Origin of the sequence: Burkholderia sp. AU18528 (assembly GCF_002223215.2) — a bacterium.
GTDB classification, from domain to species: Bacteria; Pseudomonadota; Gammaproteobacteria; order Burkholderiales; family Burkholderiaceae; genus Burkholderia; species Burkholderia semiarida.
This window is the reverse complement of the sequence record NZ_NKFC02000006.1, coordinates 216142-237275: the sequence shown is the minus strand read 5'-3', so window position 1 is coordinate 237275 and position 21134 is coordinate 216142. Positions and strand designations below refer to the sequence as shown.

17 protein-coding genes are annotated in these 21134 nt (G+C 68.4%); 5 read left to right on the top strand and 12 right to left on the bottom strand.

All coding sequences use genetic code 11. From position 1 onward, the window contains the following. Window positions 1–191: 191 nt before the first annotated feature. From CFB52_RS17880 to CFB52_RS17870, 3 genes are all read right to left on the bottom strand, one after another. On the bottom strand, window positions 192–3830 hold the full coding sequence (locus tag CFB52_RS17880) for a hydantoinase B/oxoprolinase family protein (RefSeq protein WP_099317858.1): 3639 nt from the start codon (window positions 3828–3830) through the stop codon (window positions 192–194). A 121-nt stretch (window positions 3831–3951) separates the two neighbouring features. Further along, on the bottom strand, window positions 3952–5250 hold the full coding sequence (locus tag CFB52_RS17875; protein WP_059579978.1) for an MFS transporter: 1299 nt from the start codon (window positions 5248–5250) through the stop codon (window positions 3952–3954). An 84-nt stretch (window positions 5251–5334) separates the two neighbouring features. Beyond that, the gene (locus CFB52_RS17870; RefSeq protein WP_099317090.1) at window positions 5335–6108 is read right to left on the bottom strand and encodes a putative hydro-lyase; all 774 of its coding nucleotides are present in this window, start codon (window positions 6106–6108) and stop codon (window positions 5335–5337) included. 205 nt (window positions 6109–6313) lie between these two features. Here CFB52_RS17870 and CFB52_RS17860 point away from each other — a divergent pair, with 205 nt between their 5' ends. Both CFB52_RS17860 and CFB52_RS17855 read left to right on the top strand, forming a co-directional pair. Beyond that, window positions 6314–7246 carry a LysR family transcriptional regulator gene (locus CFB52_RS17860; RefSeq protein WP_059579973.1) on the top strand — a complete coding sequence of 311 codons (933 nt, stop codon included), beginning with the start codon at window positions 6314–6316 and terminating at the stop codon, window positions 7244–7246. A gap of 155 nt (window positions 7247–7401) precedes the next feature. Next, a complete protein-coding gene (locus tag CFB52_RS17855; RefSeq protein ID WP_099317088.1) occupies window positions 7402–8259 on the top strand; it encodes a hypothetical protein in 858 nt (285 codons plus the stop codon). Window positions 8260–8269: 10 nt separating this feature from the next. Here CFB52_RS17855 and CFB52_RS17850 read toward each other — a convergent pair whose 3' ends face one another. The 5 genes from CFB52_RS17850 to CFB52_RS17830 form a co-directional block, all read right to left on the bottom strand. Next, window positions 8270–8596: an antibiotic biosynthesis monooxygenase gene (locus tag CFB52_RS17850; protein WP_099317087.1), complete on the bottom strand. Its 327-nt coding sequence runs from the start codon at window positions 8594–8596 to the stop codon at window positions 8270–8272. Window positions 8597–8660: 64 nt separating this feature from the next. Next, on the bottom strand, window positions 8661–9647 hold the full coding sequence (locus CFB52_RS17845; protein WP_099317086.1) for a YkgJ family cysteine cluster protein: 987 nt from the start codon (window positions 9645–9647) through the stop codon (window positions 8661–8663). Next, window positions 9641–10453, bottom strand: a complete 813-nt coding sequence (locus tag CFB52_RS17840) for a MetQ/NlpA family lipoprotein (RefSeq protein ID WP_099317085.1) — start codon at window positions 10451–10453, stop codon at window positions 9641–9643. The genes CFB52_RS17845 and CFB52_RS17840 overlap by 7 nt, the downstream gene beginning before the upstream one ends. After that, window positions 10450–11499 carry a formylglycine-generating enzyme family protein gene (locus CFB52_RS17835; protein ID WP_099317084.1) on the bottom strand — a complete coding sequence of 350 codons (1050 nt, stop codon included), beginning with the start codon at window positions 11497–11499 and terminating at the stop codon, window positions 10450–10452. Before CFB52_RS17835 ends, CFB52_RS17840 begins: the two co-directional genes overlap by 4 nt. A 15-nt stretch (window positions 11500–11514) precedes the next feature. Next, entirely contained in the window at window positions 11515–13464 is a 1950-nt protein-coding gene (locus tag CFB52_RS17830; protein ID WP_099317083.1) for an arylsulfatase, read from the bottom strand. Between the two features lie 275 nt (window positions 13465–13739). On the opposite strand from CFB52_RS17830, the gene CFB52_RS17825 reads away from it, so the two are divergent. Further along, window positions 13740–14453 (top strand): hypothetical protein, encoded by a 714-nt coding sequence (locus CFB52_RS17825; RefSeq protein WP_099317082.1) that lies wholly within the window; start codon window positions 13740–13742, stop codon window positions 14451–14453. Between the two features lie 93 nt (window positions 14454–14546). On the opposite strand, the gene CFB52_RS17820 is transcribed toward CFB52_RS17825, so the two are convergent. Continuing rightward, window positions 14547–15476, bottom strand: coding sequence for a LysR family transcriptional regulator (locus tag CFB52_RS17820; RefSeq protein WP_099317081.1), 930 nt, complete (start codon window positions 15474–15476; stop codon window positions 14547–14549). Between the two features lie 131 nt (window positions 15477–15607). Between CFB52_RS17820 and CFB52_RS17815 the strand changes: the two genes are divergently transcribed. Beyond that, window positions 15608–16627, top strand: a complete 1020-nt coding sequence (locus CFB52_RS17815) for an NAD(P)-dependent alcohol dehydrogenase (RefSeq protein ID WP_099317080.1) — start codon at window positions 15608–15610, stop codon at window positions 16625–16627. Between the two features lie 72 nt (window positions 16628–16699). Here the strand turns inward: CFB52_RS17815 and CFB52_RS17810 are convergent, their stop codons facing one another. The 3 genes from CFB52_RS17810 to CFB52_RS17800 form a co-directional block, all read right to left on the bottom strand. Beyond that, window positions 16700–17884: a porin gene (locus CFB52_RS17810; RefSeq protein WP_099317079.1), complete on the bottom strand. Its 1185-nt coding sequence runs from the start codon at window positions 17882–17884 to the stop codon at window positions 16700–16702. A gap of 136 nt (window positions 17885–18020) precedes the next feature. After that, window positions 18021–18803, bottom strand: a complete 783-nt coding sequence (locus CFB52_RS17805; RefSeq protein WP_099317078.1) for an ABC transporter substrate-binding protein — start codon at window positions 18801–18803, stop codon at window positions 18021–18023. A 50-nt stretch (window positions 18804–18853) separates the two neighbouring features. Next, on the bottom strand, window positions 18854–19975 hold the full coding sequence (locus tag CFB52_RS17800; protein WP_099317857.1) for a M20 aminoacylase family protein: 1122 nt from the start codon (window positions 19973–19975) through the stop codon (window positions 18854–18856). A gap of 183 nt (window positions 19976–20158) precedes the next feature. Between CFB52_RS17800 and CFB52_RS17795 the strand changes: the two genes are divergently transcribed. Then, window positions 20159–21118 carry a LysR substrate-binding domain-containing protein gene (locus CFB52_RS17795; protein ID WP_099317077.1) on the top strand — a complete coding sequence of 320 codons (960 nt, stop codon included), beginning with the start codon at window positions 20159–20161 and terminating at the stop codon, window positions 21116–21118. The last annotated feature ends 16 nt before the right edge of the window (window positions 21119–21134 follow it).

Genomic DNA, 21134 nt, shown 5'->3' with positions numbered 1-21134 from the left:
ATCCGCGAATATCGGGCCAGATCTTTTGGCGACGCCGTGGCGGCTGGGTCGACCCGGATGCCGCGATCCCGTTTTTTGCTGTTTTTGATTCAATTTGTGCGCGAATGCGCGGCTTTATTCCACAGTTCGTTGCAATATCGTCCACCCGCCGCCGGAAACCCGGCGCGGGATGTTCGCGCCGGGTGCACAGCTCAGCCTGCCGCGCCGTAGCCGCCGCCGCCCGGCGTTTCGACGACGAACACGTCGCCCGGCGCCATCTGCGCGCGGCCGATGTGATCGAGCGTCTCGATGGTGCCGTCCGCCCGCTCGATCGTGTTGCGGCCCAGCGCGCCGGCTTCGCCGCCCGCCGCGCCGAACGGCGCGTGGATCCGGTTGTTCGACAGGATCGACGCCGTCATCGGCTCGAGGAAGCGAATCCGCCGCACCGCGCCGTCGCCGCCGCGCCAGCGCCCGCCGCCGCCCGAGCCGGCGCGGATCCGGTGCGAATCGAGCCGCACCGGGTAGCGCCATTCGAGCACCTCCGGATCGGTGAGCCGCGAGTTCGTCATGTGCGTCTGCACCGCGCCGACGCCCGCGAAGCCGTCACCCGCGCCGCTGCCGCCCGCGATCGTCTCGTAGTACTGGTAGCGATCGTTACCGAATGTGAAGTTATTCATCGTCCCCTGGCTCGACGCGACGCAGCCGAGCGCGCCGTACAGCGCGTTGGTGATCGCCGACGACGTCTCGACGTTGCCCGACACGACGGCCGCCGGATACTCGGGGTTCAGCATCGAGCGGGCGGGCACGATCACGGTCAGCGGCTTCAGGCAGCCGGCGTTCAGCGGGATGTCGTCGCCCACCAGCGTGCGGAACACGTACAGCACGGCGGCCATGCAGACGGCCTTCGGCGCGTTGAAGTTGTTGTCGAGCTGCGCGGACGTGCCGGTGAAATCGATCTCCGCGCGCCGCGCCGTGCGATCGACGCGAATCGCGACGCGAATCTGGGCGCCGTTGTCGAGCGGGTAGCGGTACGCGCCGTCCTGCAGCGCGCCGATCACGCGCCGCACGGCTTCTTCCGCGTTGTCCTGCACGTGCCCCATGAACGCGAGCACGACGTCGCGGCCGAACTGCGCGACCATCCGGCGCAGCTCGTCGACGCCCTTCTGGTTCGCGGCGACCTGCGCGCGCAGGTCGGCCATGTTCTGCTCGACGTTGCGCGCCGGGTAGCGGCCCGACGCCAGCAGCGCGCGTGTCTCGGCATCGCGCAGCACGCCGGCCGACACGAGCTGCCAGTTGTCGATCAGCACGCCTTCCTCGTCGATATGGGTCGAATCGGGCGGCATCGAGCCCGGCGTCGTGCCGCCGATGTCCGCGTGGTGGCCGCGCGAGCCGACGTAGAACAGCGGCGCGCCCGAGCCGTCCGCGAACACCGGCGTGATGACCGTCACGTCCGGCAGGTGCGTGCCGCCGTGGTACGGGTCGTTCAGCATGAACACGTCGCCGTCGCGCATGCGGCCGCGGTTGCGCTCGATCACGGTGCGGATGCTCTCCCCCATCGAGCCGAGGTGCACGGGCATGTGCGGCGCGTTCGCGATCAGGTTGCCGTCGCCGTCGAAGATCGCGCACGAGAAGTCGAGCCGCTCCTTGATGTTTACCGAGTACGCGGTGTTCTGCAGCCGCAGCCCCATCTGCTCGGCGATCGACATGAACAGGTTGTTGAAGATCTCGAGCCGCACCGGGTCGGCGTCGGTGCCGAGCGAGCGGCGCGTCGGCAGCGGCGTCGTGCGCGTCAGCACGAGGTTGCCCTGCGCGGTCATCCCGGCGCGCCAGCCGGGCTCGACCACAGTCGTGCCGTTCTGCTCCGCGACGATCGCCGGGCCGTCGATCGCGTCGCCGGCGAGGAGCGTGTCGCGCACGTACAGCGCCGCGTCGTGCCACTGGCCGCCGGAATAAAAGCGCACGGCCGCGTGCGCTTGCGGCGCCGCGCCCGCCTCGCGCGGTGCGAGCGGCGCGATATCGACCGGCGCGTCCGAGCGGCCGATCGCCTCGACCGACGCGAGCTCGGCCACGAGCGGCGTGCCGGGCATCAGGAACGCGTAGCGCTGCCGATACGCGGCCTCGAACGCCTGCTGCATCGCGGCGACGCTGCCGGCCGGCACGTCGAGCGCCGAGTCGGTGCCCTGATAGCGCAGGTGCACGCGCCGTTCGGTCGCGATCCGCTCGGGCGGCACGCCCTGTTCGAGCAGCGCGCCGATGGCCTCGTCGGCCAGCCGGTCGAGCGCGGCATTCAGCGCCGGCAGCGATTCGTCGGTCAGCACGGCCTCGACCGCGCGCTCGCGCATGGCCGTCTGGTCGGCAAGCCCCATCCCGTACGCGGACAGCACGCCCGCGAGCGGATGCGCGAACACCTGCGTCATCCCGAGCGCATCGGCCACGCCGCACGCATGCTGGCCGCCCGCACCGCCGAACGTCGTCAGCACGTAGCGCGATACGTCATGGCCGCGCTGCACGGAAATCTTCTTGATCGCGTTCGCCATGCTGCCGATCGCGATCTCCAGGAACCCTTCGGCGAGGGCCTCGGGCGTCTCGCGCCGCCCGGTCGCCGCATGGATCTCGTCGGCGAGCGCCGCGAACTTCGCGACCACGCCGTCGCGGTCGAGCGGCTGGTCCGCCTGCGGGCCGAACACGCGCGGGAAATGATCGGGCTGGATCTTGCCGAGCATCACGTTGCAGTCGGTCACCGTCAGCGGGCCGCCGCGCCGGTACGCGGCCGGCCCCGGGTTCGCGCCGGCCGATTCGGGCCCGACGCGCAGCCGCGCGCCGTCGAAGCCGAGCACGGAGCCGCCGCCCGCCGCGACGGTATGGATGCTCATCATCGGCGCGCGCATCCGCACGCCGGCCACCTGCGTCTCGAACACGCGCTCGAATTCGCCGTTGTAGTGCGACACGTCGGTCGACGTGCCGCCCATGTCGAAGCCGATCACCTGGTCGAAGCCGGCCGCGCGGGCCGCGCGCACCATCCCGACGATGCCGCCGGCCGGGCCCGACAGGATCGCGTCCTTGCCCTGGAACGCATCGGCGCGTGTCAGCCCGCCGCTGCTCTGCATGAACTGCAGGTTCACGCCCGGCATCTCGTGCGCGACCTGCTCGACGTAGCGGCGCAGGATCGGCGACAGGTACGCGTCGACGACGGTCGTGTCGCCGCGCGACACCATCTTCATCAGCGGCGACACCTCGTGCGACACCGACACCTGCGTGAAGCCGATGCGGCGCGCGAGTTCGGCCAGCGCGCGTTCGTGCGCGGTATGGCGGTAGCCGTGGATCAGCACGATCGCGAGCGCGCGCACGCCGCTGTCGAACACGCGGCGCAACGACGCTTCGGCACCCTGAACATCGAGCGGCACGACCACGTCGCCATGCGCGCCGACGCGCTCGTCGATCTCGACGACCGTCTCGTACAGCGCGTCGGGCAGCACGATGTCGAGATCGAACAGGCGCGGCCGGTTCTGGTACGCGATGCGCAGCACGTCGCGAAAGCCGCGCGTCGTCGCCAGCGCGGTACGCTCGCCCTTGCGTTCGAGCAGCGCGTTGGTCGCGACCGTCGTGCCCATCTTCACCATGTCGACGCGCTCGGGCGTGATCGGCTCGCCGGCCGCGAGGCCGAGCAGGTGGCGGATGCCGGCCACGGCCGCGTCGCGGTATTGCTCGGGGTTCTCCGACAGCAGCTTGTGCGTGACGAGCGTGCCGTCCGGCCGGCGCGCGACGATATCGGTGAACGTGCCGCCGCGGTCGATCCAGAATTGCCAGCGTGCGGCGTCGGAGGAAACGGGGGAAAGGTGTCGATCGGTCATGATGTCGGGTCGATGCGTCGTTGATTCGAGGAACGAGCGCCGCCGCACGGCGCGCGTCGCGCGCCGTGTCACGGTGTCGATGAAAGGGGAAGAAAAACGAACGGCCGGCCGCCGCCGTCGGTCAGGCGGCGTCGAGTTCGCGGCCGCGGGTCTCGGGCAGCGTCAGCGCGGCGACGATCACCACGCCGTAGGCGGCGACCGCGAAGATGCCGATGCTCGTGCCGAGCCCGTACTGCCTGGACAGCGCGCCGATCAGGAACGGGAACAGCGCACCGATCGCGCGGCCCACGTTGTAGCAGAAGCCCTGGCCGGAGCCGCGCACGCGGGTCGGGAACAGCTCGGTGAGAAACGCGCCCATCCCCGAGAAGATGCCCGAGGCGAAGAAGCCGAGCGGGAAGCCGAGCCACAGCATCGACGCGTTGGTCAGGTTCAGCGACGTGTACGAGAACGCGATCACCATCGAGCCGACCGCGAACAGGATGAAGTTCGGCTTGCGGCCGAGGCGGTCGGTCAGGTACGCGCTCGTCAGGTAGCCGACCCACGAGCCGAAGATGATCATCGCGAGATAGCCGCCGGTGCCCATCACGGTGAGATGCCGCTCGGTCTTCAGGAAGGTCGGCAGCCACGTCGTGATCGCGTAGTAGCCGCCCTGCGCGCCGGTCGTCAGGAGTGCCGCGCGCAGCGTCGTCGTGATCAGCTTCGGCGCGAAGATCTCGGTGAGGCGCGGCGCGTCGGCCACTTTCGCCTGCGCGGCCTTTTCCTTCTCGTAGACGTCGGGCTCCTTCACGTAGCGACGGATCGCGACGACCAGCAGCGCGGGCGCGAGCCCGACGAGGAACAGCGCGCGCCACGCCTGCTCGGCCGGCAGCACCGAGAACAGCAGCGCATACAGCAGCGCGCAGAGCCCCCAGCCGATCGCCCAGCCCGATTGCACGAGGCCCACGGCCCGGCCGCGGTCGCGCGCGCGAATCACCTCGCCGATCAGGACCGCGCCGGCCGTCCATTCGCCGCCGAAGCCGAAGCCCATCAGCGCCCGCGCCGCGACCAGCTGGTGGTAGTTCTGCGCGAGCCCGCACAGCGCGGTGAACACCGCGAACCACAGCACCGTGAGCTGCAGCGTGCGCACGCGGCCGATGCGGTCGGACAGGATGCCGGCGATCCAGCCGCCGAGCGCCGACGCGAGCAGCGTGACCGTGCCGATGAAGCCTGCGTCGGCGAGCGAGATGCCCCAGGTCGCGACGAGCGTCGGGATGACGAACGACAGCATCTGCGTGTCCATCCCGTCGAGCATGTAGCCGACCTTGCAGCTCCAGAATGCGCGGCGCTCGCGCGGCTGCGCATCCGCGTACCACGAGAACAGGCCGCTGCGCTCGCGGCTCGCGGGCTCGGCGGCGGGCGCCGCGAAGGTCTTGCTTTCCATGGTGATGCTCCTGTCGTTGTGCGCCGTCAAAGGGCGTGGGGTGCGGTGTGTCGTATGTGCGTGGCGTACCGGATGCCGGCCGCGTCAGAACACGGCCAGCGACGCGTTCGGGATGTCGGTCATCAGCATGTGGCCGGGCGTATGCGCGATCGCGATCGGCAGCTTCGCGTCCATCAGCGCGGTTTGCGGCGTCACACCGCACGCCCAGAACACCGGCAGTTCGCCGTCGCGAATCGTCACCGCGTCGCCGAATTCGGGCGCGTTCAGATTCTCGATGCCGAGTTCCCGCGGGTGGCCGATATGGATCGGCGCGCCGTGCACGCCCGGGAACCGGCTCGTGATCTGCACCGCGCGGATCGCGTCGGCGCCGCGCAGCGGCCGCATCGACACGACCAGCTGGCCGCCGAAGATGCCCGCGCGGCGGTTCGCGATCGACGTGCGGTACATCGGCACGTTGCGACCTTCTTCGACGTGGCGCAGCCCGATGCCTTCGCGGGCGAGCATGTCCTCGAACGAGAACGAGCAGCCGATCGCAAATACGACGAAATCGTCGCGCCACAGCGCTTCGAGCGACTCGACGCGCTCGGTCAGGCGGCCGTCCCTATATATGTTGTAGCTCGGCACGTCGGTGCGGATATCGAGATCCTCGCCCAGCGCGTCGATCCGGAACGCACCCGGTTCGCCGACGCCCAGCAGCGGGCAGGCCTTCGGGTTGGCCTGGCAGAAGCGCAGGAAATCGTGCGCGTACGCGTCGGGCAGGATCGCCAGGTTCGCCTGGGCAAATGGGCCGCAATGGCCGGCGGTCGGGCCGCGGAACGCGCCGCGGCGCACGGACTGGCGGAATTCGGAAGGCGTCATGAGAATCGGTCTCGGGTCGGGATGACGTGGCGATGACGGTGGTGTGTCATCGGATACGGCGAAGAATAGAAAGGAAAAAATTTTGTCGCCAACGAGTTTTTTTGCGCCCGCTGTATAGAATTTCTTAACGGATCCGCGGGTTTTCCCCGGTCCCGTTCAATTTTCGTCGGCGGCAAGCTGCGCATCCACTGCTCGCTCGACCGCCATGAACACGCGTTTTCTCGAAACCTTCGTCACGCTCGCGAAACTGCGCAACTTCCGCACGACCGCGGCTGCGCTGCACGCGACGCCGGCCGCGATCTCGCAGCGCCTGAAGGCGCTCGAGGACGAACTGCACACGGTACTCGTCGATCGCGACAGCCGTGAATTCCGGCTCACGCCGAACGGCGAATACCTGCTCGGCTATGCGAAAGCGGTGGTCGAGGCGACGCAGGAGCTGCAGGCGGCCGCGTCCGGCGAGAGCGCCCTGCGCGGCAAGCTGCGGCTCGGCGTGATCGAGACGGTCGTGCACAGCTGGCTGCCGCACTACATGCGGCGGCTTGCGGCCGACTATCCGCAGCTCGAGATCGACCTGACCGTCGACGTCAGCGTCGTGCTGCAGCGCCGGCTGATGGCCGGCGAGCTCGACCTGATCATCCGCGTCGAGGGCAGCGACGAGGCGTCGGTCGTATGCGATGCGCTCGCGAACTACCCGGTGCGCTGGATCGCGCGCGCCGGGCTGCTGCCGAACACGCGCACGGGCCTCGCGCGGCAGGTGCTGCGCCAGCCGATCCTCACCTACGGGCGCGGCACCGCGCCCCATCGCGCGCTGGAAGACATCGTGCGCACGCTCGCGCACGCGCACGGCGTGCCGCTGTCGGAGACGCGCATCACCGGGTCGCCGTCGATCTCGGTGATCGTGCAACTGGTGCGCGACGGCTTCGGCGTCGCCGCGATTCCGGTGCTGTTCGTCGACGCGCTGATCGAAAGCGGCGAAGTCGTCGAGCTGCCGCTGCAGCCGTCGCCGCCGTCGATCGTCGTGTCGATGTCGCGGCGGGCCGACGCGCCGCGGTTCGTTCACGGCGCATCGATCGCCGCGCGCGCGGCATGTCACGAGTATTGCGAGAAGAGCACGCGGTTGCTGGTCGAAGCGCTTTGACCGTGACGCGCCGGATATCGCGCGTTCGACATCGCGGCGCGAATCGCCCACAATCGCGTTCGGCGCGTCGCCACATCGGCGCCGCGCGTCGTGAATGACGGCCCGGCCGTCCGGCATTCGTCGCTTCGCATGATCGTGCACCACGGGAAGGCAACATGCAGATTCGCTCCGCTTCGCCCCGCCTGACCCTCGCGCGCATCGTGATCGTCGCGCTGTATGTCGCGTCGCTGCTGCTGCCCGTCGCGGCCGAACCGCCGAATGCGGCCGGCGCGGTGAGCTGGTGGCACGGCTACACCGTGCTCGCGCTCGGGCCGCTCGCGATCCTCGACCTGCAATTCGCATGGCTCGGCAACCCGCTGCTCGTCGTCGCGCTACTCAGGCCGAGCCGTACCGTGTCGGCGCTGCTGGCCGTGGTCGTGGTCTTTGCGCTCGGGTGGCATACGATCCCGACCGACGCGAACTACGAAACGATCCGTACGTTCGGGGCCGGATACTACTTGTGGATTGCAGCGATCGCGGGCGCCGCCGCGCTACCGTGGATCGACGGGCGCGGGGTGCAGGAGGACGGAGCGCCGGGCCTTGCCGCCGGCGCCGCGGATGCGGCCGTGCCGACCGGCACCGGCCGCCGCACCGCGGCCCGGCCGAATGCCCGGCCGCGCGGCTGGACCGTGACGGCAACCGATACGCGCATCGAGTCGACCGACCGGACCGGAGCGACGCGAGGCATCGCGCTGTCCGACCTCGGCGCGATCCTGATCGAAACCAACGACCAGGGGCCGTTCGCGTCGGATGTCTGGTGGGTCCTGTTCGATACGAGCAGGCAATTCGCGTGCGCATTCCCGCAGGATGCGGAGGGCGCGAAGGCGGCGGTCGATCGGCTGCTCGACCTGCCCGGCATCGATCACCGCAAGGTCATCGACGCGCAGACGTCGATCCAGAACGCGACGTTCCCGATCTGGGAGCGCCCGGCGCGCGAACCGGCCACGCCGGGAGACGCCGGCGCGACCGCCTGACCGGCAGCCGTTACGCGGAGGGCCCCGCACGCGGCGGCGTCAGCTTGCCGTCGCCGTACTCGCGAAGCACCTGCGAAATCACGACGCGATACCCGTCCAGCCAGCGCGCGTGCTTCGCCTTGGCTTCGAGATGCGCGGGATGCTGCATCAATTGCCGCAGCGCCGCCTCGGATTCCCAGTAGTAGACGTTCTGGATCAGGCCAGCTTCCGCGTTCTCCCACGTTTCCTCGCCGAGATAGCCGGGCGTCGCGCGCGCCACGTCGGCGATCTGCCGGTCGAGCCGGTGGAATTCGTCGTCGTACTGCCCGGCACGGAAAATGAAGGTCGACGCGTACATGTCCGCCCGCTCTGCAACGATTGAAAGAGCGCAAGTGTAAGGCACGCGCGGCGTACCGCGATCGTCAGGCGGCGAGCGAATCGGTGTCGACGCGATCGTCGAGCCACGCGTCGATGCGCGGCGCGTCCTCATGCGTTGCGGCTGCCGGAGCCGGCATGGCCGCAAGCGCGCGTCGCGCCCGTTCCAGCGCCTGCGCGAAGCCGCGCAATTCGTGCGTTGCCGGCCGGTCGTCGGCTCGTCGGCGCGCCAGCGCCGCTTCGATGCGGGTGCCGATCAATGCGAGTTGAGCATCGATCAAGTCGATGCACAGTGCGCGACAATGCGCGGAAACCGGTGCGACGGCCAACAGCACCGGCACGATCGACACGGTCAGGTAGCCGCCGGGCGCAAGCCGCGACAGCGCATGACGCACGTCGTGCCCGCCGTCGGTCAACGATGCGAACACGGCGTCGCGCCACACCGCACGCTCGAACACGAGCGCATCGCGATGCGCGTCGAGCGCCGCACGATCCGCGACCTGCCCGGCCGTCACCAGCGGAATCGGAAACGCCCGCTCGCCAGCGGATTGCCCGCTTCCCGCCTCGACGATGCAGTTCGCGCCCAGCCACGCCGCATCGTCGCGCCGTGCCACGAGCACGCGCGACTGCAACCGGTCGGGCAGCATCGGATCGAGCGGCACCGCGCGGCAGATCGACGGCTTGTTCGCGTGCACGCCGCAACGGCCGTCGTCGGCGAGCGCCGCGCAGCGGCCCAGCGACGGATAGTCGTAGCCTTGCAGCGTCAGCGCGAGCCATTCGCCATGCACGCCGCCGCCGCGGTGGAACAACCGGTCCGCCAGCGCATCGGCGGCCGCGACGTCGGCCGCATCGAGCGCATGCTCGCGCCCGCCCGCCTGCCAGCGTTCGCCGATCCGCCGCTTCGGCACGCGGCGAATCGTCAACGCGCCGACGAAGCGATGCCGATGCCGGAACAGCTCGCGCAACGACAACGTGGGCGCGCTGTTGCAGCAGCGTCCGCACGCGTTGCACGCGAGCAGCCAGGTGTCTACCACGGCCGCCGCACCGAATCCTGGTAGCGCGTGAGGATGAAGCGCGCGACGTCGTCCGAGTGATACGCGGCGACGAGCTGCGCGACCCACGGCTTCGCGCGATCGGCGTCGCGCACCGTCAGCACGTTCGCATACGGCGAGCGGGCGTCCTCGAGGCTGATGCTGTCGCGCGCCGGCTGCAGCCCGAAGCGGGCCGCGTCGTCGCTGTCGATCGCGACGAACGCGGCCGTGTCGAGCGCCGCGTAAAGCCGGTCGCGGCGCAGCGCGACGAATTTGAGCCCGAGCCGGTTGCCCGTCACGTCGCGCAGCGTCGGATGCAGGCCGGCATTTTCGCGCAGCGTCACCAGCGTGTCGTTCTGCAGCAGCACGAGCGCGCGCGCCATGCCGCGCGGATCGGCGGGAAGCGCGACCGTCGCGCCGGGTTGCAGTTCGTTCAGGCGCTTCAGCTTGCGCGAATAAAACGCCATCGGCAGCGTGACCGTCGGCGCGACTTCGGTCAGCGCATAGCGCTTGCGCGCACGCGTCGCGGCAAGCTGTTGCGCATCCTCGAAGCTGGCCGCGTCGATGCGCCCGTCGGCCAGCGCCGTGTCGATGCGCGACGCATCGTCGAATTCGACGACGTCGACGCTCAACCCACGCGCGGCCGCCACCCGCTTCACTTCGTCGAGAATCTGCGCATGCACGCCGCGCGTGACGCCCACGCGCACAGCCGGAGCGGCGGCTTCGGCGGCCATCGCCGCGCCGTGATGCACGACGCCACATGCGGCCAGCAGCCAGGCCGCCACCCAACGCCCGATGCGCGTCGTCATGACGCGTCCCTCAGGATCGTGCGGAAGCCGATATGCGACGCGCCGAGATCGGCTTCCTGCTGTTCGCGCGACGATGCGCGATAGCGCACGCAGTAATCGCGCGAGCACAGGAACGAGCCGCCCTTGATGACCATCGGCGTATCGTGCCGGTGCGTCGGCGGGGCGACGGCCGCCGTATCGCCGTTCGTGTGCGACTGATGCGGGCCCGTGTACGCGTCCTTCGTCCATTCCCACGCGTTGCCGATCATGTCGTAAAGACGAAAGCCGTTCGCCACATAGCAGCCGACCGGCGCCAGCCCCGCATGGCCGTCCTCGGCCGAGTCGAGCACCGGAAACGCACCCTGCCAGTAGTTCGCGGCCGGCTTGCCGTGCGCATCGCGCGGCGCCGCATCGAGCGATGCGTCGTCGCGGCCGGCCTTGCCCGCATATTCCCATTCGGCCTCGGTCGGCAGGTCGCGGCCGAGCCAGTGCGCATACGCGAGCGCATCGCGCTGCGTGACGAGCGTCACCGGCAGGTTGCCGAGCCCGTCCACGTTGCTGCCGGGCCCGCGCGGATGCCGCCACGACGCGCCCTTCACCCACGACCACCACGCGAGGTCGCGCGCATTCAGCTCGTCGCGCGTCGGCACATGGAACACCGCCGCGCCGCCCTGCTGCTCGGCCTCGGTCACGTAACCGGTCGCCTGCACGAATGCCGCGAACTGCGCGATCGTCACGTCGGTCTGGTCGATCCAGAAGCCGCCGACGCGCGCGCGGCCGTCGCCCGCCGGACGCTCGTCCGCATAGCCGCGCGTGCTGCCGAACACGAACGCGCCGCCGCGCAGATGCACCATTCCGGCCTTCGGATCGTCGCGCCACTTCGCGGGCAGCCCCGAATAGCGTTCGCACGCGCGCTCCGAACCGAGCGGCGCGAGCGCGCGGCCGCGATTCAGCTCGTCGAACGCGTCGCCTGCCGGCGCCGCCGGATTCGCATAGCCCGCCGCGAATGCGGCGGCGAACAGCGTGGCGGCCAGCGCCGCGCCGATCGTCCAGAAACGCAACCGCATCGTGTCGCCCCGCGATCAGTAATAGCCGCGCGGACGCAGCGGCTCGACGCCGCCGACGTTGCTCATGTAGGCCTTCCACTGGTCGACGAGCGTGCCGACCACCGACGGGTTCTGCGCGGACACGTCGGTCGTCTCGCCGCGATCCGACGCGAGATCGTACAGCTGCCAGTGACCGTCGAGCGGCCCGAGCGGCGGCTCGGTCCACAGCGCCTTCCAGCGGCCGTCGGCGCTGCGCAGGTACGCGCGGCCGTACGCTTCGTCGCCGAACGGCGTCGTGTGCACCTCGCCCGTTGCCGAGCCGGTCAGCACCGGCAGCAGCGACTGGCCGGTGACCGGATACACGTAGCGGTTGTTGTAAACGACCTTGCCCTTGTTCTGGTCGACGCCCGTCAGCGTGTTGACGAGCGCCGGCGCCGGCTGCGACGGCGGCGTGACGCCCGCGACCGCGAGGAACGTCGCCGTGTTGTCGGTCACGTGCGTGAACGCGCGCAGCGTCGGCAACGGCTGAGACTGGCCCGGCAGGTGCACGATCGTCGGCGTCGATACGCCGCCTTCGCCCGAATAGCCCTTCGTGAGCCGGAACGGCGCCGCGCTCACTTCGGCCCAGCGCAGCCCGTACTGCAGGCGCTGCGCATTCTGCTTGCCATTGTCGGTGCCGAGCGCCGAATAGGCCGGCTCCTGCGCGTTCGCGGTATCGGTTGCGGTCGGGTCCGCGCCGGAATCGATCGGCCAGCCTTCCGCGCCGTTGTCCGACTGGAACATGATGAACGTGTTGTCGTATTCTCCGATGTCCTTCAGATGCTGGATCAGGAGTCCGATGTTGTAGTCGAGGTTCTCGACCATCCCCGCGTAGATCTCCATGTAGCGCGCCTGCGCCTTCCGCTCGGCCGGCGACAGGCTCGACCACAGCTTGTCGACCTTGCCGGTGCCGTAGTCGCTGTAGCCGTCCGCGGCCGAATGTACCGCGCTGATGTACTTCGCGTTCGCGGTGCCGTTGTTCGCGGTCGCGGGCGATGCCGTCGTCGCCTCGGGCAGCCCGTCGAACGGCTTGAAATCGGCCGGAATCAGGCCGAGCGCCTTCTGTCGCGCGATCCGCGCGTTGCGGATCGCATCGTAGCCGGCGTCGTACACGCCCGCGTATTTGTGCAGCCACGGATCGGGCACCTGCAGCGGCCAGTGCGGCGACGTATAGGCCGCGTACGCGAAGAACGGCTTGCCGTCCTGCCTGTTCGCATCGATGTACGAGATCAGCTTCTGCGTATAGAAATCGGTCGAATAGAACACGGCCGGGCTGCCGCCCGCGCCGCCCGGCTGCCCGGGCTGGCCCGGCTGCACGTAGCGGCCGTCTTCCGTGTAGTTCGACGAGCCGGCCGGCTCGTGCGCGAAGTGGTTCGTCGCCGCGCCGCCGAGCAGCACGTAGCTGCGCTCGAAGCCCCACTGGTCGGGCGTCTGCCCGCTGCCCGTCGCACTGCCGACGATTCCCGAGCCGATGTGCCACTTGCCCGCGATATAGGTGTGATAGCCGGCGTCCTTCAGCAATTGCGCGAACGACAGCGCGCGATCGTTCAGGTAGCCCTCGTAGCCGGGCAGCCCGCGCCGCTCGTCGGTCGGCACGCCCATCGTGCCTTCGCCGACGAGATGGTGATCGGTGCCCGACACCAGCATCGCGCGCGTGATCGCGCAGACGGTGCCCGTGTGATGGTTCGACAGGATGCGGCCCGATGCGACGAGTGCGTCGAGGTTCGGCGTATTGATCTCGCCGCCGAATGCGTGGATGTCGGAATAGCCGAGATCGTCGGCCATGATGTACAGGATGTTCGGGCGCTTGGCCGACGGCGTCGCGCTGGCCTGCGGCGGCGGATTGCTGTCGACGCCGCCGCACGACGCGAGCGACACCGCGCCGGCAATCGCGGCGCAGACGACACGGAAACGAACGGCATGCAACGGCGACACGGACTTTTTCATTTTTGTTGACGCTCGAGCTACGGGAGCGGCGATCTTAGCGTTGCTCGCGCGGCGCCCAAAGTCGGATTCGTCACATGCTAACGGGGTGCGGGAATATGCGGCTCAAGCAGCGCGTGCTTGCCCATGCTTTCCAAACCGTAATCGAGACAGGAATGCGCATCCCCGCCCCATCATCCCGTCGTGCGCCGTCGTTCACGCGCGCATCCGCATGTTGATGTCGCTTTCAAGACCATGCAGGCACGCCATCCAACCATCGAATTTTCATCGGAGTCGTCATGTCGAAAATCACGGAACTACTGAAAACGCTCGATACTTGCGAGCCTTACCGTCCAATAAAAACGTTGTCTATGGAGCGCGCGCGGAAGGCCTCCACACTTCTCCTTGGCAGTGGCGGCTTCTGCTTTCTGCTGCTCCTCTTGTTAGCCGGGTGGCATAAATTGGCGGCTGCCGAGTGGCAGGTGATTCCGGCAGTCACACTCTATACCTTTACAGTCGTCCTCAGCCTGCTCTCTCTCGTTGTGGAACCCATCGTCGGCGTCGTAAAGATGTGTCACTGGAAGCAAGAAGCGCTGGATACGCTCATCCGCGAGATAGAAACCGACGAAAAGAACGCCCGATTGCTGAACAGCTATGCGGACGACACCCTCAAATGCGCGCAGCATTGCCTGCAGATCAAGGTGAAACGCCTCGATTCGCGTGTCGCTTCATTCTTTGGTAGCGGCGCGGCAGCATATGCGCTTCTTGCCATCACGTTCACCAACATTAAGGATGCGGGTGGATTGCCGTGGCTGGGGAATACGCTGGCGAGCGGATTCGTCTCCGGAAACTTCATCAACACGGCGATTCTCTGGGGTATCGCCCTCGTCTTTGGATTGTCCGTCGGCTCCATGATGATGAGGCGGGTCCAGTCGCGCTTCGCGTACCAACTCGAAGTGATCGAACTGACATTGTTACGCCGAGCGTTGGAGACAATGGAAAAGAATACGTAGCGCCTTACCGGTTACCTTCTCGATATGTGAGACGAGAGCAAGCGCGACGTGCAGCCAACCGGATTGCGCGCCGTCATGGAGAATCGGCCGCCGTCATGCGCGCTCCCCATTCGCGTCGTCCGACGCCAGCATCCGCGGAATCTCGTCGACCAGCGCATCGACGACCACCCGCACCTTCGACGGCACGTGGCGCGCAGCCGGCCGCACCGCGAACACCTCGGCGCCCGATACGCTGTCGCTGTCCATCACGAGCGCGAGACGGCCGTCGCGCACGTACGGCGCCATCAGCCAGCACGGCAGCCACGCGAGACCCGCACCGGCGGCGGCCGCGTCGGCAATCGCCTGCAGGTCGTCTAACCGCAGGCGGCCGGCCGCGCGATGGTCGTGCACCGCACCGTCCGCGCCGATGATCCGCCACGGCGCCGGCTGTCCGCCGCGCGAATACGCGATGCCGACGTGCGACGCGAGTTCGGTGAGCCCCGCTGGCCGGCCGTGACGCGCGAGATACGCGGGCGATGCGCAGATGCCCATGCGCTGCACGCCGAGCTTGCGGCCGACCAGCGCGCTCGTATCGGCCAGTTCGCCGATGCGCACCGCCAGGTCGAAACCGTCGTTGACGAGGTCGGCCACGCGATCGCTGAACGACACGTCGATTTCGAGCCGCGGATGGCGCTCGACGAGGCGCCGCACGACGGGCGCCACGCATTGCCGCCCGAACAGCACGGGCACGCTGATGCGCACGCGCCCGACCGGCTCGCGGCGGCCCGCGTCGAGCGCGGCCTCCGTCTCGCCGAGTTCGGCGAGCACCCGCCGGCACTGCTCGTAATAGACGTGCCCTTCGTCGGTCAGGCCGAGCTGGCGCGTCGTACGCTGCAGCAGCCTCGCGCCGAGACGCTGTTCGAGCCGCGCGACGATCTTCGCGACCGCCGAGCGCGTCATGCCGAGGCGCAGCGCCGCCGCCGCGAAGCTGCCCGATTCCACCACGTCGACGAATTCGGCGACGCCTCTGAGCCGTTCGTCCATGTCGTTCCGCTCCGATGAAAGGGGATGACAGGGTTGTGTCCGCACCGGCGACAATCATTGGCCGAATTCTCGCCAATGCGTCCCCGGGCGCGACACTATGATAGTCCCGACTATCTCGAAAAGGAGCCGACATGCATGCATGGCAAATCAAACCGGGCGACGGCATTGCCGGGCTCGGTCGCGTCGATGCGACTGAACATCCGGTCGGGCCGACCGACGTCGTCGTGAAGATCCACTCGGCCGCGCTGAATTATCGCGACCTGATGTTCGCGCGCGGCGACTATCTCGGCATCGGAAAGGACGCGCTGATCCCGGTCGCCGACGGCGCCGGCGAAGTCGTCGAGACCGGCCGCGACGTCACGCGCTTCAAGCCGGGCGACCGCGTGATCAATACCTATTTCCCGCGCTGGATCGACGGGCCGCCGACGCCGCACAAAGTGTCGGGCTCGCCCGGCGCGCAATTCGACGGCGTGCTGGCCGAACGCTTCGTCGCCGACGAAACGGCGCTGGTGGCGATTCCCGCGCATCTCGACTACGACAAGGCGGCGACGCTGTCGTGTGCGGGCGTCACCGCGTGGAACGCGCTGTTCGTCGACGGCGGGCTGGCGCCGGGCGCGACCGTCGTGCTGCTCGGCACCGGCGGCGTGTCGATCATCGCGCTGCAGCTCGCGCAGGCGGCCGGGCTGCGCACGATCGTGACCTCGTCGAGCGACGCGAAGCTCGAACGCGCCCGCGCACTCGGTGCGGACGCAACGATCAACTATCGCGCGACACCCGAATGGCAAAACGAAGTGCTGCGGCTCACCGGCGGCGCCGGCGCGGATCTGGTCGTCGAAGTCGGCGGCCGCGATACGCTGCCGCGCTCGGTCGCCGCGACGAAGCTGGGCGGCCTCGTGTCGGTGATCGGCGGACTCAGCAGCTTCGGCGGCCCGGAACTCGCGCTGCTGCCGCTGATCGGCGGCTTCCGGCGGCTGCACGGCTTCATGGTCGGCAGCCGCACGATGCTCGACGACGTCGTGCGGCTCGTCGACGCGAAACGGATCGAGCCGGTGGTCGATCGCGTGTTCGGCTTCGACGAAGCGCCGCAGGCGTATGCGTACCTGGAGTCGGGGCAGCACTTCGGCAAGGTCGTGATTCGCGTCGCTCAATGAGCGACGCGAGATGCACGGGCGGCGAGCGACGGACGGCCTCGTGCCGCGCTCGCCGCTTCCCGGATGACCTCGTCAGAACTTGTGACGAATCCCGGCATGCACCATCAATTGCTTCGACGTGGACGACAGATCCGCCGCACCGGGAATGTAAGCCTGGTCGAGCGACGAGCCGGTCGCGTCGCCCGCCACGCGCTGGAATGCGCCCATCAGGTACACGTCCGTGCGCTTCGACAGGTTGTAGTCGGCCATCAGCTCGATCGAATGAATCTTCGGTTTCGCGGAGCCCGTCGTCGCGTCATAGCGCACTGTCGTGTACACGTACTGCGCACCGACGAACAGCGCCGGCGTGAACTGATACTTGCCGTTCACTTCGAAGTTCTGGTACTTGATCGACGTGACCGTGCCGCCCGCGAGCGGGCCCGTCACCGGCTCGATCGTTTCGTCGCCGAACAGGTAGCCGACGTTCGCGCCCGGCCGCGTGACGTTGCTGTTCGTGTAAGCGAAGCCGACCGTCGCGGGCCCCGCCGTGTAGTTGATGCCCGCGCCGAAGATCCGCAACCGCGCCGACGCGAAATTGGCATCGGCGCCGACCGACCCCGAACCGGCGATCGCACCGCCCGACGTCGCACCCGGGTTGTCCGCGTTGAGAAACGCCGCGCCGACGAGCAGGCCGCCGTGCTCGTACTGCGCGCCGACGCTCCATTGCCGGTTGTTCGCGAAGCCCGTGTCGTTGCTGAAGCTGTACGTGCCGCCGAACGAAAAGCCGGAAAAATCCGGGCTCGCGTACTTGACCGTGTTGTTCACGCGAAACGTGTTGCCGGTATTGTCGTTGTCGAACGGATGCGCGAACGGATAGACGCCCCAACTGCCGTTCGCCGTGGTCGGCGCGAGATAGTCGACGAGCGCGTCGTACTGCCGGCCGAGCGTCAGCGTGCCGAACCGTGTGCTGCCGAGCCCGACGTACGCCTGCCGCCCGAACATGCGACCGCCCTGCGCGAGGGTGCCGCTGTTGACGTTGAAACCGTTCTCGATCTGGAACAGCGCGCTGTAGCCGCCGCCGAGGTCCTCGGTGCCCTTCAGCCCCCAGCGGCTACCCTGTGCGAAGCCGCTCGCCATCTGCCACGCGCCGTGCCCGCCGACGTTGTTCGTATAGTCGATACCCGCGTCGACGAGGCCGTAAAGCGTGACGCTGCCTTGCGCGAACGCAGGCGCCGCACACAGCGCCGGAATCGCGACGAAAACGAATCTCCATTTCATTATATGTAATCCTCATCGATATGATTTACCGTGGCGAGCCGGCGGTTCATGGTCCGCCGCTCGCACAGGTGCGATGCTGCTTCCGTTTCCGGTGCACGGCTCGCCGCGCACCGTCCCCTCGTGCCGGTCCCGCGCGTTACTTCGCGCCGTAGATGTCGAAGTCGAAGTACTTCCGGTTGATCCGTTGGTACGTGCCGTTCGCGAGAATCGTCGCGAGCGCGCGGTTGAATGCCTCGCGCAGATCGTTGTCCTGCTTGCGCAGCCCGAGTCCGTCGCCCTGCCCGAAGTACTTCACGTCGTCGATCGCCTGGCCGACGAACGCGAAATCCTTGCCCTGCGGCTTCTTCAGGAAACCGTCGCTGGCCGCGATCGACGCCTGGAATGCCGCGTCGAGCCGGCCCGTCACGAGATCGGCGTAGACCTGGTCCTGGTTCTGATACGACACGATCTGCACGCCGGCCGGCTGCCAGTTCGCAATCGCGTAATCGGCCTGCGCGGAACCCTGCTCGACACCTACCCGCTTGCCCTTCAGCGCAGCGGCCGTCGGCAGCAGCGGCGAACCCTTGCGCGCGATCAGCCGCGCGGGCGCGTTCGAGATCCGGTTCGTGAACGCGATCTGCTGCATCCGCTTCGGCGTGATCGTCATCGACGATGCGATCACGTCGAACTTGCGGGCGAGCAGCCCGGGGATCATCCCGTCGAAGCTCGACTCGACCCACACGCAGCGCGCACGCAACTCCGCGCACAACGCGTTCGTGATGTCGATCCCGAAGCCCGTCAGCGCGCCGTCGGGCAGCTTGTATTCGAGCGGCGGATAAGTCGGATCGACCGCGAGACGAATCTCCTTGCCCGCCCAGTCGCCCGCCTGCGCCGTTCCTGCCGCCAGCGCCACCGCGAGCGCCGCCATCCATGTCTTCATTGCCAGTCTCCTTGCGTGTGTGAATCGTCGATCGAAAGCGTGCGGGCGCCTCACGCGAGGTAGCGCTCCGCCAGCGCAATCCAGTAGCTCGCGCCAATGGCGACGCATGCGTCGTTGAAGTCGTAACCCGGGTGATGCAGCCCGCAACCGCCGACACCGTCGCCGTTGCCGATCGACAGGTAGCTGCCGGGGCACGCTTCGAGCATGAACGCGAAATCCTCGCTGGCCGCGATCGGCTTCAGGTGCGGAATCAGCGCCGCATCGCCGCCCCATTCGCGGGCGACGTCGCGCGCGAACGCGGTCTCCGCCGCGTGATTGACCAGCACCGGATAGTCGTGGCGGTAATCGATCTCGGCCGTCGCGCCGTAACTCGCGGCCTGCCCGTGCACGATCTCGCGAATGCGCGTTTCGAGCAGCGCGCGCACGTCGGGCGAAAGCGCTCGCACGCTGAGCGCGAGCTCCGCATGCGCGGGAATCACGTTCGATGCCGTGCCCGCATGAATCGACCCGGCCGTGACGATGGCCAGATCCTGCGGATTGACGTTGCGCGACACGACGCTTTGCAGCGCCATCACGATCGACGCGCAAACGACCACCGGATCGACCGTCAGGTGCGGCGCCGCGCCATGCCCGCCGCGCCCGGTCACACGCACGCGCACCTCGTCGGCCGACGCCATCGCCGGGCCGTCGCAGAAACCGAGCACGCCGGCCGGCAGGCCCGGCACGTTGTGCATCGCGAACACCGCGTCGCAGGGAAAGCGCGCGAACAACCCGTCGTCGATCATCCGCTTCGCGCCGCCGAGCCCTTCCTCCGCCGGCTGGAAAATCAGGTTCAGCGTACCCGTGAAGCGTGCACGTTCCGCCAGACAGCGCGCGGCCGCGAGCAACATCGTCGTATGGCCGTCGTGACCGCACGCGTGCATCACGCCGTCGTGCCGGCTCGCATGCGGCAGCCCGGTGGCCTCGCGAATCGGCAGCGCGTCCATGTCGGCGCGCAGCCCGAGCCGCTTCCCGGCGCCGCGCGTGAGCGTGCCGACCACGCCGGTGCCGCCGAGCCCGCGCGTTACCCGATAACCCCACGTTGTCAGATGCTCGGCCACGAGATCGCTCGTCGCATGCTCGTCGAAACCCAGCTCCGGATGCGCGTGCAGCCGGCGCCGCAGCGCGATCATCTCCGCCTCGATCGCCGCCATTTCCGGCTGAATGGATAAATGGTCCAACCCGATTCTCCTCGATGCATTCCGGTTGCCGATCGCCCGAATGACCGATCGTGCCCTAATCGTAGGTAGCGAAAATCCCGTCGAACAGCCGCGGTTTCGTTATGATGACAACCTTTCGTTGTCGGGTATCGCACCATGAGCACGATCAAGCTGCATCAGTTACAGGCGCTCGTCGCCAGCGCGGAGGCCGGGAGCATTCGCGGCGCGGCACGCTCGCTCGGGCTGTCGCAGGCGGCCGTCACGCGTGCGCTGCGCGAGCTGGAGGCGAGCGAGCGCCTGCCGCTGCTCGTGCGCGCGCCGGAGGGGATCGGCTTCACCGACTACGGCAAGACGCTGCTCACGCACGCGAAGCTCGTGCTGAAACAGCTCGAACACGCGCAGAGCGATCTCGAACGCATGCGCGGCCGCGTCGAGGGCCGACTGAGCATCGGTGTCACGCCGTGGCTCACGATGACGTTCCTCGCGGAAGCGGTGCTGCGATTTCGCGAGCACATGCCCGACGTGCGGCTCGAACTCTACGACGCGCTGATGGCCGTCGCGCAACCGCTGCTGCGCGACGGCAGCATGGATTTCGCGCTCGGGCACGTGCAGCCGGGCGGCACGCAGGAATTCGCATGCGAGCCGATGTTGCGCTACGAGACGTCGGTCATGGTGCGCGCCGGCCATCCGCTCGAACGCGCGCGGTCGATCCACGACCTGCTCGACAACGACTGGGTGCTGAACTTCGCGGCCGACGGGCAGGCCGCGCTCGTCGACTATCTGTTCACGCGCCACGGCGCCCGGATCGACGAGCGGCGCATCGTCCGCGCGCAGTCGGTCGCGATGTTGCAGACGATGCTCGAACAGGCCGACATGTGCACGTGGTGCCCGACGATACTCGCGGCCGTGCCGCCGTCCGGCGACCGGATGCGCGCGTTGTCGCTGAAGGAGACGTTCGAACCGCGCGAGCTCGGCATCGTCACGCGCCGCAGCAGCACGCTCAGCGACGCCGCGCGCTGCTTCATCGATTGCCTGCTGCATGTCATCCGCCGGCACGCGCGATCCGCGCGCAAGGAGGATCTCGCGCTGTTCAAGACGGTGTCGCTGCTGATCTGACGGCCTGCACCGGCTG

What these genes read in the sequence shown, in the direction of transcription:
- CFB52_RS17880 (WP_099317858.1), bottom strand. Translation starts at nt 3,830, where the DNA reads ATGACCGATCGACACCTTTCCCCCGTTTCCTCCGACGCCGCACGCTGG.
- CFB52_RS17875 (WP_059579978.1), bottom strand. Translation starts at nt 5,250, where the DNA reads ATGGAAAGCAAGACCTTCGCGGCGCCCGCCGCCGAGCCCGCGAGCCGC.
- CFB52_RS17870 (WP_099317090.1), bottom strand. Translation starts at nt 6,108, where the DNA reads ATGACGCCTTCCGAATTCCGCCAGTCCGTGCGCCGCGGCGCGTTCCGC.
- CFB52_RS17860 (WP_059579973.1), top strand. Translation starts at nt 6,314, where the DNA reads ATGAACACGCGTTTTCTCGAAACCTTCGTCACGCTCGCGAAACTGCGC.
- CFB52_RS17855 (WP_099317088.1), top strand. Translation starts at nt 7,402, where the DNA reads ATGCAGATTCGCTCCGCTTCGCCCCGCCTGACCCTCGCGCGCATCGTG.
- CFB52_RS17850 (WP_099317087.1), bottom strand. Translation starts at nt 8,596, where the DNA reads ATGTACGCGTCGACCTTCATTTTCCGTGCCGGGCAGTACGACGACGAA.
- CFB52_RS17840 (WP_099317085.1), bottom strand. Translation starts at nt 10,453, where the DNA reads ATGACGACGCGCATCGGGCGTTGGGTGGCGGCCTGGCTGCTGGCCGCA.
- CFB52_RS17835 (WP_099317084.1), bottom strand. Translation starts at nt 11,499, where the DNA reads ATGCGGTTGCGTTTCTGGACGATCGGCGCGGCGCTGGCCGCCACGCTG.
- CFB52_RS17830 (WP_099317083.1), bottom strand. Translation starts at nt 13,464, where the DNA reads ATGAAAAAGTCCGTGTCGCCGTTGCATGCCGTTCGTTTCCGTGTCGTC.
- CFB52_RS17825 (WP_099317082.1), top strand. Translation starts at nt 13,740, where the DNA reads ATGTCGAAAATCACGGAACTACTGAAAACGCTCGATACTTGCGAGCCT.
- CFB52_RS17820 (WP_099317081.1), bottom strand. Translation starts at nt 15,476, where the DNA reads ATGGACGAACGGCTCAGAGGCGTCGCCGAATTCGTCGACGTGGTGGAA.
- CFB52_RS17815 (WP_099317080.1), top strand. Translation starts at nt 15,608, where the DNA reads ATGCATGCATGGCAAATCAAACCGGGCGACGGCATTGCCGGGCTCGGT.
- CFB52_RS17810 (WP_099317079.1), bottom strand. Translation starts at nt 17,884, where the DNA reads ATGAAATGGAGATTCGTTTTCGTCGCGATTCCGGCGCTGTGTGCGGCG.
- CFB52_RS17805 (WP_099317078.1), bottom strand. Translation starts at nt 18,803, where the DNA reads ATGAAGACATGGATGGCGGCGCTCGCGGTGGCGCTGGCGGCAGGAACG.
- CFB52_RS17800 (WP_099317857.1), bottom strand. Translation starts at nt 19,975, where the DNA reads ATGATCGCGCTGCGGCGCCGGCTGCACGCGCATCCGGAGCTGGGTTTC.
- CFB52_RS17795 (WP_099317077.1), top strand. Translation starts at nt 20,159, where the DNA reads ATGAGCACGATCAAGCTGCATCAGTTACAGGCGCTCGTCGCCAGCGCG.